The 16,790-nt window shown below is 69.6% G+C and carries 17 protein-coding genes; 6 read left to right on the top strand and 11 right to left on the bottom strand.

The genetic code is table 11. From position 1 onward, the window contains the following. Positions 1-181: 181 nt before the first annotated feature. The 5 genes from poxB to ACY0PA_RS01290 form a co-directional block, all read right to left on the bottom strand. Complete coding sequence (gene poxB / locus ACY0PA_RS01270) at positions 182-1,915, bottom strand: ubiquinone-dependent pyruvate dehydrogenase (RefSeq protein ID WP_473082921.1); 1,734 nt, start codon at positions 1,913-1,915, stop codon at positions 182-184. A gap of 234 nt (positions 1,916-2,149) precedes the next feature. Beyond that, on the bottom strand, positions 2,150-2,329 hold the full coding sequence (locus tag ACY0PA_RS01275; RefSeq protein ID WP_473082922.1) for a hypothetical protein: 180 nt from the start codon (positions 2,327-2,329) through the stop codon (positions 2,150-2,152). 239 nt (positions 2,330-2,568) lie between these two features. Beyond that, positions 2,569-2,757 (bottom strand): hypothetical protein, encoded by a 189-nt coding sequence (locus tag ACY0PA_RS01280; RefSeq protein ID WP_473082923.1) that lies wholly within the window; start codon positions 2,755-2,757, stop codon positions 2,569-2,571. Between the two features lie 169 nt (positions 2,758-2,926). Then, positions 2,927-3,355, bottom strand: coding sequence for an SRPBCC family protein (locus ACY0PA_RS01285; RefSeq protein WP_473082924.1), 429 nt, complete (start codon positions 3,353-3,355; stop codon positions 2,927-2,929). A gap of 137 nt (positions 3,356-3,492) precedes the next feature. After that, positions 3,493-3,975, bottom strand: a complete 483-nt coding sequence (locus ACY0PA_RS01290) for a Dps family protein (RefSeq protein WP_473082925.1) — start codon at positions 3,973-3,975, stop codon at positions 3,493-3,495. A gap of 336 nt (positions 3,976-4,311) precedes the next feature. Here ACY0PA_RS01290 and ACY0PA_RS01295 point away from each other — a divergent pair, with 336 nt between their 5' ends. Beyond that, positions 4,312-4,620 (top strand): hypothetical protein, encoded by a 309-nt coding sequence (locus ACY0PA_RS01295; RefSeq protein WP_473082926.1) that lies wholly within the window; start codon positions 4,312-4,314, stop codon positions 4,618-4,620. Positions 4,621-4,678: 58 nt separating this feature from the next. On the opposite strand, the gene ACY0PA_RS01300 is transcribed toward ACY0PA_RS01295, so the two are convergent. After that, the gene (locus ACY0PA_RS01300) at positions 4,679-6,937 is read right to left on the bottom strand and encodes a tetratricopeptide repeat protein (RefSeq protein WP_473082927.1); all 2,259 of its coding nucleotides are present in this window, start codon (positions 6,935-6,937) and stop codon (positions 4,679-4,681) included. A gap of 100 nt (positions 6,938-7,037) precedes the next feature. Then, entirely contained in the window at positions 7,038-7,793 is a 756-nt protein-coding gene (locus ACY0PA_RS01305) for a dienelactone hydrolase family protein (RefSeq protein ID WP_473082928.1), read from the bottom strand. A gap of 711 nt (positions 7,794-8,504) precedes the next feature. Between ACY0PA_RS01305 and ACY0PA_RS01310 the strand changes: the two genes are divergently transcribed. The 4 genes from ACY0PA_RS01310 to ACY0PA_RS01325 all read left to right on the top strand — a co-directional run bounded on the left by ACY0PA_RS01310 (position 8,505) and on the right by ACY0PA_RS01325 (position 10,683). Continuing rightward, positions 8,505-8,972 carry an SsgA family sporulation/cell division regulator gene (locus tag ACY0PA_RS01310; RefSeq protein ID WP_473082929.1) on the top strand — a complete coding sequence of 156 codons (468 nt, stop codon included), beginning with the start codon at positions 8,505-8,507 and terminating at the stop codon, positions 8,970-8,972. Positions 8,973-9,164: 192 nt separating this feature from the next. Beyond that, on the top strand, positions 9,165-10,025 hold the full coding sequence (locus tag ACY0PA_RS01315) for a Bax inhibitor-1/YccA family protein (protein WP_473082930.1): 861 nt from the start codon (positions 9,165-9,167) through the stop codon (positions 10,023-10,025). 111 nt (positions 10,026-10,136) lie between these two features. Further along, a complete protein-coding gene (locus ACY0PA_RS01320) occupies positions 10,137-10,355 on the top strand; it encodes a hypothetical protein (RefSeq protein ID WP_473082931.1) in 219 nt (72 codons plus the stop codon). Positions 10,356-10,434: 79 nt separating this feature from the next. Then, positions 10,435-10,683, top strand: a complete 249-nt coding sequence (locus ACY0PA_RS01325) for a hypothetical protein (RefSeq protein ID WP_473082932.1) — start codon at positions 10,435-10,437, stop codon at positions 10,681-10,683. Positions 10,684-10,795: 112 nt separating this feature from the next. On the opposite strand, the gene ACY0PA_RS01330 is transcribed toward ACY0PA_RS01325, so the two are convergent. The 4 genes from ACY0PA_RS01330 to ACY0PA_RS01345 all read right to left on the bottom strand — a co-directional run bounded on the left by ACY0PA_RS01330 (position 10,796) and on the right by ACY0PA_RS01345 (position 14,644). Further along, positions 10,796-11,386 carry a DUF308 domain-containing protein gene (locus ACY0PA_RS01330; protein ID WP_473082933.1) on the bottom strand — a complete coding sequence of 197 codons (591 nt, stop codon included), beginning with the start codon at positions 11,384-11,386 and terminating at the stop codon, positions 10,796-10,798. Positions 11,387-11,429: 43 nt separating this feature from the next. Then, positions 11,430-13,043 (bottom strand): tannase/feruloyl esterase family alpha/beta hydrolase, encoded by a 1,614-nt coding sequence (locus tag ACY0PA_RS01335; RefSeq protein ID WP_473082934.1) that lies wholly within the window; start codon positions 13,041-13,043, stop codon positions 11,430-11,432. Between the two features lie 229 nt (positions 13,044-13,272). Beyond that, positions 13,273-13,971: a cytochrome b/b6 domain-containing protein gene (locus tag ACY0PA_RS01340; RefSeq protein WP_473082935.1), complete on the bottom strand. Its 699-nt coding sequence runs from the start codon at positions 13,969-13,971 to the stop codon at positions 13,273-13,275. Next, entirely contained in the window at positions 13,919-14,644 is a 726-nt protein-coding gene (locus tag ACY0PA_RS01345; protein WP_473082936.1) for a molybdopterin-dependent oxidoreductase, read from the bottom strand. Before ACY0PA_RS01345 ends, ACY0PA_RS01340 begins: the two co-directional genes overlap by 53 nt. 441 nt (positions 14,645-15,085) lie before the next feature. Here ACY0PA_RS01345 and abc-f point away from each other — a divergent pair, with 441 nt between their 5' ends. After that, positions 15,086-16,720, top strand: coding sequence for a ribosomal protection-like ABC-F family protein (gene abc-f, locus ACY0PA_RS01350; RefSeq protein ID WP_473082937.1), 1,635 nt, complete (start codon positions 15,086-15,088; stop codon positions 16,718-16,720). The last annotated feature ends 70 nt before the right edge of the window (positions 16,721-16,790 follow it).

Genomic DNA, 16,790 nt, shown 5'->3' on the forward strand with positions numbered 1-16,790 from the left:
TCGGACGGCTCCGCGTTGGCATGCTGTGCGGTCCGCGGACCCGGGCCGCGGGGCCCCCTTGGCGTTGTCATTGCCTGAGGCAACTACGCCGTCGCTCGGTCGCTCGGCAAGTGTTCGAGATGCGGCCCGGCGTGCATACGTCGCAGGACAAACGTATGTCACGGCTGCCCGTGTGTGACGGTCAGTGCAGGATGCGGCGGGAGACGTTGGTGGAAACCAGGTCCAGCAGTTCCTCGCCCCGGCCGGACAGGATGGTGCGGATCGCGTAGAGGGTGAAGCCCTTGGCCTGCTCCACGGTGACCGCGGGCGGCACGGACAGTTCCTGGCGTGCCGTCATGACCTCTACGAGGGCGGGCCCGTCATGGGCGAAGGCGCCCTTCAGTGCATCTTCCAGGTCGCCGGGCCGCTCGACCCGGCGCGACCACAGGCCGATCGCGGCGGCGACCTCGGCGAGTTGCGGATTGTCCAGCTCGGTCGCGTAGTTGACGATGCCGGCCGCCTTCATCTCCAGCTCCACGAAGTTCAGGGAGCCGTTGTTGAAGACCACGATCTTGGCGGGCAGGCGGTTCTGCCGCAGCGTGAACAGTTCGCCGAGCAGCATGGTGAGACCGCCGTCGCCGGACAGCGACACCACCTGACGTCCCGGGTACGCCGCCTGCGCGCCAACGGCGTGCGGCAGGGCATTGGCCATCGTGCCGTGGTTGAACGAACCGATCAGCCGCCGCTGCCCGTTGAACGTCAGATAGCGGGCCGCCCACACGGCCGGGGAACCGACGTCGACGGTGAAGACGGCGTCCTCGTCGGCGAGGCGGTCGATGGTGCTCGCCACGAACTGCGGGTGGATCGGGGTGCGTTCGCGATCGTTCACCGCGAGCGAGTCCAGCGACCTGCGGGTACGGGTGTAGTGGGCGAGGGCGTGGTCGAGGTGCCCCCGTTCGCTCTTGACGGTCAGCAGGGGCAGCAAGGCGGGCAAGGTGTCGCGGACGCTGCCGACCAGGGGCAGGTCGACGTGGGTACGGCGGCCGATCTGCTCGCCGCGCAGATCGAGCTGGACGACCTTCGCGCCCTGCGGATAGAACTGCCGGTAGGGGAAGTCGGTGCCCAGCATCAGCAGGGTGTCGGCCTCCTCGATCGCCTTGTATCCGGAGGCGAAGCCGAGCAGGCCGGTCATGCCGACGTCGTAGGGGTTGTCGTACTCGACGTACTCCTTGCCGCGCAGGGCGTGCACGACGGGCGCCTTGAGGGTCTCGGCGAGCCGGACCAGGTCGTCGTGGGCCCCGGCCGCACCGGCGCCCGCCAGGATCGTCACCCGCCGCGCGTCGTTCAGCAGTGCGGCGGCCTCGCCCAGGGCGTCGTCGTCGGGGCGGATGACCGTGCGGGCCGGGCGCACCACTGCGGGGGCCAGGTCGCGGGTGATCTTGCCGAGGAATATCTCGCCGGGTACGACGACGACGGCCACTCCCCTGCGCTCGACGGCCGCGCGCATCGCCGTCTGGAGGATGCGCGGCCCGTGCTCGGGGCTGGTGATGACCTCGGCGTAGACGCTGCAGTCGGCGAACAGCTCCTGCGGGCGGGTCTCCTGGAAGTAGCCGCTGCCGATCTCGCTGCCCGGGATCTGGGCGGCGATGGCGAGGACCGGCACGCGGCTGCGCTGGGCGTCGAAGAGCCCGTTGATGAGGTGCAGATTGCCCGGGCCGCAGCTGCCGACGCAGACGTTGAGCTCTCCGGTCAGCCCCGCCTCGGCCGCCGCCGCGAGGGCGGCGCTCTCCTCATGCCGTACGTGGACCCAGTCGACACCGTCGTCCCGGCGTATGGCGTCCGTCAGGCCGTTGAGCGAATCACCGGGCAGGCCGTACAGACGACGCACGCCTGAGGCCTTGAGCGAGGCGATGACGTGTTCGGCAAAGGTGGGCATACGGATGGCCCTTCGTCGGTCGTGAGCGCGGCTGGTGCGGAGGAGGAACCGCACGGACGGAGGCCGCCGGCACCAGGGCTCGCCTCGATCGACGAGCGCCTGACCAGTCTTGTCGCGCCGACATCGCGCACACATCCGTCGAATGACTGCGTGCCTGGCACCGGAGCTCCTTCGGCGTCTCGGTCGGACGACTGTCCGTGTCCGGCACCTCCTTCGAGCCGCCGGACGCGGAGGTCAGAGCACGGCGCTGAGGAACGTGACAGCCGCCAACTGACGGATCCTGCGGGCGTACTCCCCCGCCTCCCGGTCCGGCTCCCGCCGGTCGTTGCAATTCACCCGGCTGAGCAGTTCCTCCATGGCTTTCTGCTCCTTGCTCGGACAGCCGGGGTGGAAGGGGTGCTGGTCCATGTACATGGTCTGCTCCTGTCGACGGTGCCGCGCTCGTACGTCGCGGTCCCGAGTTCAGCCTGCACTTCACCGGAGTAACCCGTCAAGACGGTGACGCATGAATACGTGCCAAGCCCGGGCGGTACCGCACCGGCAGCGACAGCACCCTCGCACCATCCCGGACGGGAACCAGTTCAGGGAATCGACGGGCACCGCCGAACAACGGCGCTTGCGGCGAGGAGGCGACCAAGCCGGATCACGGCACCTCAGGCCCGCCGAGGTGCGTTCCGTTCCACGGTCGCAGGGAAGGCGATGACGACCACGAATCCCCGGTCGCTCGCGGACACGAGCCGAAAGCCGTCGTGACCGCCCGCCGTCCACGATCTGCGGTCCGCCAGCACCTTGTACACCTCGCGCGCGGCCGTGTCGGCCGACAGCCCGATCCCATCCTCCACCCGGACCTTGAAGCGCCGGATCGTGCCCGCGCCGGCCGGCCCTGCGGATGTCTTTGCCGTGATAAACCCGTCCGTGTCCTGTGCCGGGGGCGGCGCCTGGGGCGCCGATGTGGCACGGGCGGCGGCATCAGCACCACGGATCTCGCACGAAACGGGTGGACGGCTTTGTTCACTTGGCCTGCAAGGGCCCCGCGAACGACTTGCGCAGGGACTTGGGGGCGACCAGCGGCAGCAGCGAGGCGAGCACCTTGCCCTTGACCGTGCCCGGCTGACGCGTCAACTCGACATCGACGCGGGTGCCCTCGCCCTCCGGGGTCATCTTGAACACCCAGCCGCCGCCCGCGCCGAAGAGCTTGGAGTCCAGCGTGGTGATGGTGACGGTGTCACCGGCCGGCGCCCACTCGTAGCGCGCCCGTTCCCAGGCGGCGGCGGTGCCCTCGGTGACCTCGGCCCAGGTGTCGCCGAGGTCGTGGACTTCGAAGTGGTCGGTGTCGATGGTGGGCCAGGACGCCGCACGGGAGGGACCGAAATCGGTCAGCACCTCCAGTACACCCTTGGGGTCGAGCTGGGAAAGGAGCTGGAAGCGAACAACTGCCATGACGTTCCCTCACTTTGGAAAGCAACCGTTCTGGACGGTGACGAAAGATTCTCATGTGGTCAAGTCACCCGTCAAGACGGTTGCTGCATGCGATACAGACCCGCGACAGCTGGGCAAGGCGGCCGTGCTCACCTGCCTCAGCCCCTGTGTACGGCATTCTCGGCCTGGAACATCCAGCTGTGCCTCTCCAGATCGGCGGTCAGGCCGATCAGGAGATCCTGCGTCACGGCGTCCGCCGCACCGGTCTTCTCGATGTGCCCCCGCACCCGTTCGATGACGGCGGAGAACGTCCCCACCAGCGCCTCGACCACATCGACATCCTTCGTCCAGCCCGCGGGGAAGTGAGGAACACCGCTGGTGGCGGCGATGGTGCCGGCCCGCCCGTCCGGGCTGACGCCAAGCGCCGCGGCGCGCTCGGCCACGGTGTCGGCGTAGTCGCGCGCGGCGATCACCACCTCGTCGAGCTGAAGGTGGATGGAACGGAAACCCGGACCGTAGAGGTTCCAGTGCGCCTGCTTGGCCACCAGGGACAGATCGAGCAGGTCGACGAGAGTCGCCTGCAGGGCGCTTCCCACAATCGTGCGTTCTCTGTCCGGCAGGGGCCCGTAGATGACTGTCATGTGTGTGCGATTCCTTTCCGGATGGTCGCTGGCGTAGCCATTCTCGAATCCTCCGGCCCTCCGCGGATCAGTCGTTTGACTGCCGGGTCGACGGCGACCGCATACCTTCACACATGTACTCCCTATTGATACGAAGATAGGTGTGCTCGGCAGGGTGTTGTGCGGTTAGCCTCGACAACATTGACGGCAACAGCCCGAGGACCAACATGCAGGTGCACCGGAATCCCCCACTGGAGCCCGATGACGCTCCCCGGCACGCTGCTGCCATCGTCGTGGCCGCGGCCGACATCAGCGGTGCGGAACTGGACTACAGCCAGCCCGCAGAGCCTCGCTCTGGTGGAGGAGATCGTCGACGGCTTCCGGGCCGAAGGTGTCACCGGCGAGGACATGACCGAGTCCCTCGTCGCCTTCGGCTGCTATGTGGGCGAGGTCCTCACCCGGCACGCCGGCGGAGCGTGGCGGCGTGACCCGTCCGCCCGGCACACGCCCGCCCCAATCGTCGTGGAACTGCCCGATGCCCGGGAGTGCCACCCCATCGACTGGGTCTTCCGCCGTCTCAGGTCCGGCCCCGGCATCGGCATCCGCGAGCTGTACGACGCCGCAGGCGCGGCGCCCGGCCCCTCGGACGGACACACATGCGGATGAGCATGGTGCCCACGAAGGCCTGCGCGCTCGAGGGCCTGAGCTGGGGTCAGGCGCCGGCTCAGGGGATTTCCCCGGGAGCGTCCAGAGCCTGCGCGCTGGCCCGCATCCGGGCCGCGTGCGGACTGTGGATCGCGCTCAGCAGGTCGGCCGCCCGTAGCCAGCTGGCCCGCGCCGCCGCATGATCGCCCCGGTCCCGCTGCGCCGTCGCGAGGTGGTCGAGCACCTCGGCCTGGTTGTAGCCGTCGAAGGCCTCTCCGTAGATCTCCAGAGATTCCTGGTAGTCCGCGATAGCGCCGTCGAGGTCGCCGAGGCGCTGGCGGGCGTAGCCCATGGTGTCCCGGGCGGCCGCCTCGATGCGGAGGTTGCCGTCCCGCCGCAGCAGGGGGACCGCCTCCTGGCACAGGGCGATCGTCTCCTCGTACCGGCCGAGGAGTGCCAGATACCAGCCCACCGCGTTCATCTCGCGGGCCATGGAGCGGTCGTCGCCCAGCCTGCGGAAGATCTCCAGCGCCCTGCGAGCATGGTGCAGGGCCTCTTCGTGGCGCTTCTGGCGGCCGCGTACCCAGCCGACGGACCGCTCGGTGAACGCCCGCTCGACCGGGCCGAGCCTGTGCAGTTGTCCAAGCATCAGCTCGACGTACCGGTCGGCGTCGTCGCTCTGCCCCGTCTCCGCCAGCGCGCGGGCGAGCGCCGCGGCGTTCCGCATGACGGCGGCCGGCTCGTCCAGCCGCAGAGCGGCGTCCAGGCCGATGCGCTTGGTCTCGATCTCCTCGCTCCAGCGGCCCATGACCGAGTAGTAACTCACCCAGTCCAGCGTGAGAGTCATACCGATACGCAACAGGCGCGGATCATCCATGGACCGCAGGGCCGACGAGACGGTCGTCTCCTCTTGGCGGAACCAGTCCAGCGCCTCCTCCCGGGTGCCGAGCGCGACACTCACCACTCCCTCGGCCGGAGGAACAGCAGCCTCCATCGAGGTGTGTCCCAGGAAGCGGTTGGCCACGTCGGCGTTGTGGCGCAGATAGTCCAGCAGTCGTGCCCGGGCGCCGAGGCTGTCGTCCTCCTCCTGCTCGACGAGCTCGACTCCGTAGGCCCGCACGAGGTCGTGCAGCACGTGCCGGCCCTCCGCGTCCCGTGACAGCAGGTTCGCCGCGGTCAGCTGCCGCAGCATCCGCCGGGCCTCCCGCATGCCGATGCCCGCCAGTGCGGCGGCCGCCTCCGCCGACACCGACGGCCCCGGACAGAGGGACAGGTGCCGGAAGAAGGCGGCTGTGTCCGGTTGCAGAGCTCGGTACGACCACGAGAACACGGCCCGGACATCGCTCCGCCGGGCACCGGCCGACAGAGCGTCCAGCAACGGCCCACTTCCGCGCAGCTCCCGCACGACCATCCGCAGCGGGAGCTTCGGCGTCGCACTCACCTGTGCCGCGACGATCGCGACCGCCAGCGCCAGGTGTCCGCACAGTTCCACCAGTTCGCCGACCGCCACCGGTTCCGCGCGACAGCGCTCTTCGCCGATCCTCGCGGCGAGCGCGGACAGCGCCTCTTCGCGCGTCCACACGTCGAGACCCAGCGGCGTCGCTCCCTCCACGGCGATCAGGCCAGAGAGCTGACTGCGCGACGTGATGACGGTCAGACATCCCGTCGAGGCCGGGAGCAGCGGCCTGACCTGCTCTTCGTCGCGCGCGTTGTCGAGCACGACGATCAGCCGCCGGGACGCCGTCCGCTCCCGGAAGAGCGCACTACGTTCCTCGGAGCCGCGCGGTATGTCGAGGTCGGACACCCCGAGCGCGGCGAGGAACCCGCCCAGGGCCTCGGCCGGGTCCAAGGGGTGTCCCGAGTCTTCGAAGCCACGCAGATTCACATACAGTTGCCCGTCCGGGAACCGGTCCGCGACCTGCTGCGCCCAGTGCACGGCCAGGGTCGTCTTGCCCACCCCCGCCATCCCGCCGATCACGCAGACGACGGCATGTCCGCCTGGTTCGAAGACCTGCGCGGTGAGCCCGTACGCCGTCGCCAGCGCTTCCGCACGGCCGCGGAACATCGCCGAGCCGGGAGGCAGTTGCCGCGGAATGTGCTCGCCGGCCCGTGCCGCACGGCGGGTGGACGCCTCAACGAACCGGCGCCGCTCGTCCTCGTCCAGTTCCAGGGCGTCCATCAGCTCGCTCAGTGTCGCCCGACGGGGCAGGCTCTGCCCCCGCTCCATGTCGCTGATCGCCCGGACGCTCACCCCCGACGCCTCCGCGAGACTCTCCAGGGTCAGCAGGGAGCGCCGCCGCGCCTCCCGCAGCAGTCGACCGAACTCTGCCCTGCTCACACCCGCCCCCGGCGCATCCGTTCTGGAACGGCCATTAAAGCAAGGTGTGATCACAGGGTGGCGCCGCACCCTCTCCCGGTGGCGGACAGGCGGTGAGTACTCAGAGGGCGCGGTCGAAGAAGGCCAGCAGCTCCGTCCAGTGCCGCTCGGCCGCCGCGGGGTCGTAGGCCGCGGTGTCGGACTGGGTGTAGCCGTGGTGGGCGCCCTCGTAGACCTCGCAGCGGTGCTTGACGCCCGCGTCGGTCAGCGCCTGCTCCAGGCGGCGGATCTGCTCCTCGGGCATCGAGTCGTCCTCGTCTGCGTGCGCGAAGTAGAGCTCGGCGGTGATCCGTCCGGCGAGCAGGTGCGGGCTGTCGGGCGCCTCGCTCGCCAGCCCGCCGCCGTGGAAGCCGGCCGCTGCGGCGACCCGCTCCGGGTGGGTGCCTGCCGTGTACAGAGCGAGTCTGGCCCCCATGCAATAGCCCGTGATGCCCACCGGCTCGTCCGTGGCCAGCGGCGATCGGGCGAACCACCCGAGGTAGGCATCGGCGTCACGCGCCGTCAGCTCGGGAGTGAGCGCCTCCATCAGCGGAACGACCTTCTCCACGATGTCCGGGCGGGTCTCCATGTCGATGAACTCGGGCAGTTCCACGACCGGGGTGCGCCCATGCCGGTAGAAGACGTTGGGCACAAGCACCGTGTACCCGGCCGCCGCCAGCCGGTCGGCCATCACCTTCAGATGCGGGCGCACCCCGAAGGCGTCCTGGTACAGGAGCACACCCGGATGCGCCTGTCCGTCGTCCGGGTGGACGAGATAAGCGTCAGCGGTGCCGTCCCTGGTGGGGATGTCGACGAGGTTCGCGGTCACGGCGTTCATGGCGTGGGTGTGCCTCTCTGCAGGAAGACGGGGACACGGGGGCAGGTCGGACGAGCCCACCGCTCACATGTGGGAACGTATCGGTCTGCCCCGTGATTCCCCACACCGGCGCCTTCGTCCGTCGGCGATCTGACGGGCCCCTGCGGTGAACAGGGGACACCTGCTCCAGACACATATCTTACTTGACCGGCTGACGGAAATACACGACCCGGAGCCGGTTGACCCGCTCTCACCTCACACTCCGAGGACGAGACTGACGTGAGCGACTTCCACCCCGGCCGCAGACGCCTGCCGAAGATGTTCGGACGGGGCGCGACCGCGAGGACGGCGGCCATCCTCCAGGCCGATCCGGCGCTCGCGGCGCCCCTCGGGTACGACGCGGCGGCAACCAGCAGCCGCTGTACGAGCCGCCGGCCGACTTCCTGGAGGCGGCCGGGCAGAGCCGGCCGCCGAAGGGTGCGACCTGGCCGGTGCCTCAGTCGGTGGCGACGGAGCAACTGGGACTAGGGCACCCAACTTGGCGCCCGTGGCCTGAACCGCTGCCATCTGCGGAGAACTGACTTACGGCGCCTACCTACGACCTGCGGATGACGCCCCGTCATCCTCCCCTCCCTGGACGTTCCTTCGACCGTCAACTGACCGATGTGCGGCTCTCGCCCCCGGCGAAGAGTGGTGGGAGCAAACTTCGTCCGACGGAGGGGAACTCCTGTCATGCACCGTGATCAGTCACCCCTGTGGGCGCGCCCGGCACCCGAACCCGTGCCTCCACTGTTTCTGGAACTCGACCAGATGCTGGACGAGTTCACCCGGGCGCCGGTCCGGGCGAAGTTCCGTTTCGACCCGGACATGCCCGCCGTGATCACGTTCGAGCTCCTGGCGGAGCGCGGGCCGAGCCTGATCTGGCATCTCGGCCGCGGGCTTCTCCATGTGGGCCTGTCGGCGATGAGCGGTTCCGGCGACGTACGGATGTGGCCGACGCTGCCCGGGCAGCGGCCCTCGTCGTGGCTCATGCTCGAATCGCAGGAGGTGGAGGCCCTGTTCGAGGTACCCACGGCGTCGCTGGCGGAGTGGCTCGACGCGACTTACCGGGTCACTCCGCCGGAGGGGGAGATGGCTGTCCTCAACTGGGACGGCTTCCTGATGGAACTGCTCGACGGCCCGGGCGCGCCCTCCGCGTGACGGTCCCCCAGTACACCGGTTCATCCACAGACGGCTTACCCGTTCGCACGTCACCTGTTAAAGTAGTGACGCACGCACGGGATTGCTGCCGTCGGTCCGGCGCGTGGCCACTGCCACACGTATGCCGCTCCGGGCACCCGATGTCAACGCTTTGCCGCAGGCCGCGAGTCAGCGGCGGACGAGGAGAATGACGTGAAGTCCAGCAACCCGATCTTTTCCCGCTGGGGCGCCGCCGGTGACACGGGCGGGGCCGGCAACTACCCGAAGCAGCCGGTGCGCGCCTCGGTCGGCGGCGCGCCGGCGGACGACTACCTGGGCAACCCCTACGCGCCGGGCTCCGCCCCCTCCGCCGGGACCACCACTGCCACGAGCGCTGTCACCATGGACGACGTCATCGTGCGCACCGGCACGACGCTCGGCACCGTGACCTTGGCGGCCGTGCTGTCCTGGCTGCTGCTCCCGGTCGACGAGGCGAACCTCGGTATGTCCTACGGCCTCGCCGTGGGCGCGGCCTTCGTCGCCTTCGGCCTGTCGATGGCCCAGGCGTTCAAGCGGACGCCGTCCCCGGCTCTGATCCTCGGCTACGCGGCGTTCGAGGGCGTGTTCCTCGGCGTCCTGTCCAGCACGGTCTCGACGTATCTCTCCCCGGGTGTGGTCGTACAGGCGGTGCTCGGCACCTTCGCCGTCTCCGCAGGTGTGCTCATCGCGTACCGGAGGCGCTGGATCCGGGTCGACCGCCGTTTCGCCGGGTTCGTCACGGCCGCCGCGGCCGGATTCCTGATCCTGCTGGTCGCCGACTCTCTCTTCGCCCTCTTCGGCGCGGGTGACGGCCTCGGCTTCCAGAGCGGTGGCCTCGGTATCGCCTTCGGCGTGGTCGGCATCCTGCTCGGCGCGGCCTTCCTGGCCATGGACTTCCGGCAGGTCGAGGACGCCGTCGCCTACGGCGCCCCGCGCGAGGAGGCATGGCTCGCCGCCTTCGGTATCACCATGACGCTGGTGTGGATCTACCTGGAGGTGCTGCGCGTGCTGACCATCTTCAACAGCGACAACTGACGACAACCGAGTTCCCCGGAATCTCCGGCACCGCAGGGGGCACGCGCATTGCGCGTGCCCCCTGCGGCATGCCCGCACGCGGATCCGTCCTCTGAAACCGCGGCGGACCCGGTGCGTTACGGCCTGGCCCGGGAGGCGCTGGCCCGTCCCGCCCCGCTCAAGGAGGCCACGTCCGCCGCCGAGGCCCTGTCCCCCTCGGTCGGGCTCGGCGCGCAGATGATGGAGGCCGACCCGCCCGAGCACGCCCGGCTGCGCCGCCTGGCCGCCGCCTTCACCCCCGCCGCACGGCCGAACAGGCCGCGCTCATCGAGCAGATCGCCCACGGCCTGATCGACGCGCTGCCGTCCGCGGGCTGCACGGCCTGCTGACCTCCCTGGTCGCGGAGAAGCGGCGTACCCCGCAGGACGACGTGCTGTCGGCGCTGGTCGCCGTACGCGACGAGGAGGACGGCCGGCTCTCCGAGGAGGAACTGGTGGGCACGTCCATGGCGCTGGTCGTCGTCGGCCACGAGAGTCATAGTCTTCGTCGCGCTCGGTGGGGCGGCCGCGACGCCCCGCAGACCGTCGGCGACGACCCGATCGTGCTCGAGGTGGCCCGGCGGGGCGCCCGTCATCTGGTCTTCGGGCAGGGGGCGGGCGCTGGCATCATCCGCGGGTGAGCCCCTGCCCGTGCGCCACCAGGTCGGCTGACGCCTCCGCGACCAACGCGAACGCCCCGGCCCGCGCCTCAAAAGGGCGCGGGCCGGGGCGTTCCCGAGGGGGGTGCGGCCGTCAGGCGGTGCGGGTGCTCAGCTGGCGGGACTTCCAGCCCAGCAGCAGCGCCTGGAGGATGAACCACACCCCTCCGCCGGTGGCGTACACCGACAGCACGTCGAGCGAGGGGTGGTCGCCCGCGGCCTGGATGTTGTAGGTGATGCCGACGAGGAAGGACAGTCCGCCCGAGATCAGGGTCGGCCACTGCTTGCCGAACTCGGGTCCGCGGCGCCGCAGTCCGACGATCACCTGGGCGGCGCCGGAGATGACGGCCCAGGCGCCGAACGCATGGAGCACCGGTGCCTCACCGCCGGCGCCGGCGACGCCGATCGCGATGGCGGCCAGCGCGCTGAGCACCCCGTTGAACGCGATGACCCGGCGCTCGGCACCGTCGGGGGTGGCGCGGTGGTCGAGCAGCGAGGACACCGCGTCGATCAGCGGGTAGACGACCAGCAGCGTGATCGTCACCGCGTCGACGTCCTCGTGGGCTCCGGCGAACGCCAGGGCCCACGCCACGGCGAGGATGCCGCGGCTCAGGTACAGCTTCAGCAGGGAGGCGCGCTCGCCCGTGGCCGCCTGGCCGGTCGGGGAGGCTGTCTGGGTGCTCATGTCGGTTCGGCCCTTCTCAGGTCAGGGGTTGTCGCGGGTCCGGTCAGTGCCGGGAGGGGGCGACGCAGCGGAAGCTGGAGGCGAGGGACAGGTCGCCGAGGCCCTTGTAGCGGGACACCTCGGGGTAGGCGCACAGGTCACGGTTGACCGTCTCGCCGTTGGTGTTGACCAGCGTGGCGGGCAGGGTCTCGGGCGCCTTGCCGTGCTCGACCCAGGCGGTCAGCGCGGCGAGGCCGTCGGCCGAGCCGTCCGTGCCGTTGAGGCCGCAGTGTCGGGTGTTCGGGGCGAGGAAGACACGGTAGAAGTCGTCGACCTGCTTGGCGCCGCCCAGCTCACGCTCGACCTGCTGGTGGTACCGCACGGTGCCCTGAGCGGGGATGTACTCGTCGGTGTCGCCCTGCCAGGTGATCAGCTTGCCGCCGGACTTGCGGAAGTCCGACAGGTCCGGGTCGTCGGTGCCGATGACCTTGTCGTACTCGGCCTGGGACTGCTGGAACAGTTTGGTGAACTCGCTGTAGGTGATCTTCGTGAGGTCGAAGGACGGGTCCTTCTTCAGGAAGAGCTGGACCCAGGCGGCGGGGACCGGGAAGGGCTTGCCCGTGACGGTTCCGTCGGTGTCCTCGGAGTGCGCCAGGCCCTTCAGGTCGGCGCCGACCGGGACGCCGGACCACAGCTTCTGGCCCGAGGTGGTGCGGGGGCCGTCCCAGATCTTGCGGACCACGGCCGCGTCGGCCGCCGTGATGGTCAGCTCCTTGCCCTGGCAGTCGACCTTGGTGCCGATCAGGCGACGCGGGTCGTAGTCACAGCGGGAGGAGTCGTTGACCAGGCCGTCCGTGACCCCGTCGAGCTTGTCGCAGGCCTTGACGGCGGCATTGGTGAACGCGTCCAGCTCACAGTCGGTCGGGTAGGTCTTCTCGTTGTTGAGGACCACCTGCGGCCACAGGGTGGCGACCTCGAACTCGTCCCAGTTGATCGCGGGCGCGTCCGCGAGGATGCCGTCGTAGTCGTCGGGGTAGGCCTGGGCCTCCATGTAGCCCTGGCGTCCGCCGGTGGAGCAGCCGGTGAAGTAGGAGTAGGCGGCACGCTTGCCGTAGACGCCGTCCACGACCGTCTTGCCGACGGCCGCGGCCTCGTGCTGGGAGCGGGAGGAGAAGTTCTTCAGGGGTGTGCTGTTGACCTGGCCCTTGCTGTCGAGGACCCAGCTGGTGTCCAGGACGTCACCGACGCCGGCGTCCGTGGTGGTCACCGCGTAGCCGTTCTTGACCGCGGCGCCCAGGCCGACACCGTTGTCCCCGGCGCTGTAGGCGCTGCCGCCGATCGCCTGGAAACGGCCGTTCCACCCCTCCAGGGGCAGCCAGGTCTGCACCTTGGCGTGGTCGCCCTCTCCCGGGTGGGTGAGCGTGACCGTCACCTGGCAGAACGCCGGGACGCCCGAGACGTCGCCGCCGAGGAGTCCGGTGCCGTGGATGGTGCCGCCGGCCTGGCGGACAGCGGTCACGGACTCGACCTCGGTGCCGGCCGGGGCCTTCACGGACGGCGCCGCGCAGGCGGCGGTGGTGGCGGTGTTCCCGGCCTCATCCGCCGAGGCGGTCGGCAGATACACCGCGGCCGCGACCAGCGGCACACCTACCGCGAGTACCGTCAGAGCCTTCTTCATTGATTTCCCATCCAAGAGGTAGGTGTGCGCTGCCTATGGCAGCACATGTGCGCGTCACATGGCGCGCCGAATCGATCCAGGCAATATCACCGGTTAAAGCGGTGACAATAGAGCTTGGGGCAGAAGATCAGACGTTCGGGGGCCTGATCCCCGTCGCCGGTATCACTCTGCCCCGGGAGTCCACAGCAGAGCTACAGTCAATTGACGGCCCACGCACGGGGCTTGACGTCTAGGTCATTCGACGGTCGTCAGTGCTCGCCGACGACGCCGTGCGCTCCTCGCGCAGCCACCTCGCGTGGTACCGCTGCGCCCAGGTCCTGCTGACATACCCGGTACGCATCCCGAGCAGGGCCTCCGGATCCTGGCGGGCCTTGCGCATGTGCCCGAGGACGACGAGGGTGATCGCCCAGGCCAGGAGGTCGTGGACGAAGATCGCGCTGGTGCGGGAGATGAAGGGCAGCAGTCCCATGAACCACATCAGCAGGCCCGTGAACATCATGACCAGTACAGCGCCGGCGATCCAGCCCGCGTAGAGCTTCTGTCCCGCGTTGAACTTGCCGGCCGGGCGCGCCTCGGGCGCGGTGCGGCGCCTGCGGACGGCGCGCAGCCACTGCCGGTCGTACACCGCGAAGCGGTTGATCCTGCGCAGGTCCGCGCGGAAGGCGTGGGAGAAGAGCCCGAGCAGGAAGGGCAGGGGCAGACAGATGCCGGACCACTCGTGCAGGGTGACCATCAGGTGCCGCCGTCCGACGAGTTGGGCCAGCGGCCCGAGGTACAGACAGGCGGCCGTGACCAGGCACACCAGCATCAGATAGCCGGTGCTCCGATGGATCCAGCGCTCGGCGGTGCTGAACCGGCGGACCCTGCCGGACGGTTCAGGCGGCATCGCTGTGCCGGTCGGCGCCGTCGAGCCAGCCGTCGACCGCATAGCCACGCTCCTCCCAGTAGCCGGGAACGACCTTGTCGGTGACCGAGATGCCGGACAGCCACTTGGCCGACTTGTAGAAGTACATGGGGGCCACGTAGAGGCGGACGGGGCCGCCGTGCTCGTGGCTGATGGGCTTGTCCTGCATGTTCAGCGCGACCAGGACGTCGGAGCGGCGGGCCTGCTCCAGGGTGAGGCTCTCGCTGTAGGCGCCGTCGAAGCAGGTGAACCGGATCGCCGCGCCCGTTGAGCGCACCCCGGCGTCGTCGAGGATGTCCGCCAGTCTCACCCCGTCGAAAGGTGTCTTCTCCACACGCCATCCGTCGGTGCACACGACGTCGTGCACGACCCGGGTCTGCGGCAGCGCTCGCAACTGGTCGAGGGTGTAGCTCTTGGGCCGGTCCACAAGCCCGGCGACCCGCAGCTGGTAGTTCGTCTCGTCCTTGTGCGGTACTGAGCCGACGATGCTGTAGTACCGGAAGCCGCCGGGATTGGGCAGCAGTCCGGTCGCACCGGTGGGATCGAGCTGGGATGCCGCGCCGAGGAAGCCCTCCCAGCCGCGCTGGAGATAGGGCGCGGCGGCGAGCCCCGCGGCCCCGGCGGCGAACACGCCCAGCATCGCGCGCCGCCCCACCGGCGCGCCCTCGGCGGCCTCCCGTTTCGGCCTTTCTGCCATGGTCAGTACTCCTTCGAGGGGGCGACGGTCCTGTGTGTACGATCAACCGCACATCGACGCATCACCGGTTAAAGGGGTGATGATGATGACACGGTCTTCCGGCGACTGTCAACGACATGCTCGCGGGAGCCGCGCGGCGTACATATGTTCAACATAGGCCGGACGGCGCACATGTGTGAGGTTGGAACGACTCTGGTCCCGAGAAACAGATCCGGCCGGGTCTCCTGCAGCTGTTAGGCTGGCGGAATACATCGACCGGCTATCGAGGAGTCGCAGACGTGGCGGGTGAAGACGACATCTCCGGGTGAGATCCGGTTCCGACGGCCATCGGCCGGCGCTCAGCAGCGCCGCTGACGTGGCCCGTCCCGTCGTACCCGTTTTTTCACGTCTTCCCAGGGCAGAGCTCTGCTCCCTGCCCGCGCACCGCTCGAGGTCATCTCCATGTCCAACGCCTCCGTCGTCTGCTCGAACGTCTCCTTCGCCTGGCCCGACGACACCCCCGTCTTCCACGATCTGTCATTCAACGTGGCCCCCGGCCGCACCGGTCTCGTCGCGCCCAACGGCTCCGGTAAGAGCACCCTGCTCAAGCTGATCGCCGGCGAACTCAAGCCCGCCACAGGGTCGGTGTCCGTCAGCGGCACCCTCGGCTGCCTCCCGCAGAGCCTTCCCCTGACCGGAAACCTCACGGTCGCCGAGGTGCTCGGCGTCGACGCGGTGATCCGCGCCATCGACGCCGTGGAGTCCGGCGACGTCGCCGAGGAACACTTCACCACCATCGGCGACGACTGGGACATCGAGGAGCGCACCCGCGCCCAGCTCGACCGCCTGGGCCTGGCCGACCTCACCCTGGACCGCAGCCTCGGCACGCTCAGCGGAGGCCAGGTCGTCTCCCTCGGCCTCGCCGCTCAGCTGCTCAGGCGCCCCGATGTCCTGCTGCTCGACGAGCCCACGAACAACCTCGACCTCGAAGCCCGCCGCCGGCTCCACGACGTGCTCTCCGACTACTCCGGCTGTCTGCTGCTGGTCAGCCACGACCGCGCACTGCTCGACCGGATGGAGCGCATCGCCGAGCTCGGCAATGACGAACTGCGCCTGTACGGCGGCAACTTCACCGAGTACGAGGAGGCCGTGCGCGCCGAGCAGGAGGTCGCCGAGAAGAACGTCCGTAACGCCGAGCAGGAACTCAAGCGCGAGAAGCGGGAGTTGCAACAGGCCCGCGAGCGCGCCGAGCGCCGCGCGAGCAACGCCGCCAAGAACCTCAAGAACGCCGGTCTGCCCAAGATCTTCGCCGGCAACATGAAGCGCGGCGCTCAGGAGGCCGCCGGCAAGTCCGGCACGATGCACGCCTCCCGGGTCAGCGAGCCCAAGGCCCGCCTCGACGAGGCCGGATGCGCCCTGCGCGACGAGCTGCGGCTCACCCTGGAGCTGCCCGACACCAAGGTGCCCGCCGGGCGCAACCTCTTCCTCGGCGAGGGCATGCAGATCCGCCTCGGGGACAAGGACGTGTTCGCCGCGGGCGGCGTCGACCTGTCCGTCCGCGGCCCCGAACGTATCGCGCTGGTCGGGCCGAACGGCGCCGGGAAGACCACCCTCATGCGCCTGATCACCGGTGAACTCGAGCCAGGCAGAGGGGAGATCAAGCGGGGCGACGGCCGGATCGCCTATCTCTCCCAGCGCCTGGATCTCCTGGACCTGAACCGCACCGTCGCGGAGAACTTCGCCGCGTTCGCCCCCGAACGGCCCGAGTCCGAGCGGATGAACCTACTCGCCCGCTTCCTCTTCCGGGGCGCACGGGCGCATCTGCCGGTCGGAGTGCTCTCCGGCGGCGAGCGGCTGCGCGCCACCCTGGCTTGCGTACTGTGCGCCGAACCAGCCCCGCACCTGCTGCTGCTCGACGAGCCCACCAACAACCTCGACCTGGTCAGCGCGGCCCAGCTGGAGAGCGCGCTCAACTCCTACCAGGGCGCCTTCATGGTGATCAGCCACGACGAGCGGTTCCTCGCCGAGATCGGAGTGAACCGCTGGCTGCGGCTGGCCGACGGGAAGCTCAAGGAGACGGGAGCCCCGGCCGTGTGAGCGGACGCCGTGTGACACAGCACATCGCGCGAGCCTTGTACCACATCGTCATCACCTGCCAAAATGGTGA

It is taken from the genome of Streptomyces sp. DS1-CR2 (assembly GCF_055760475.1).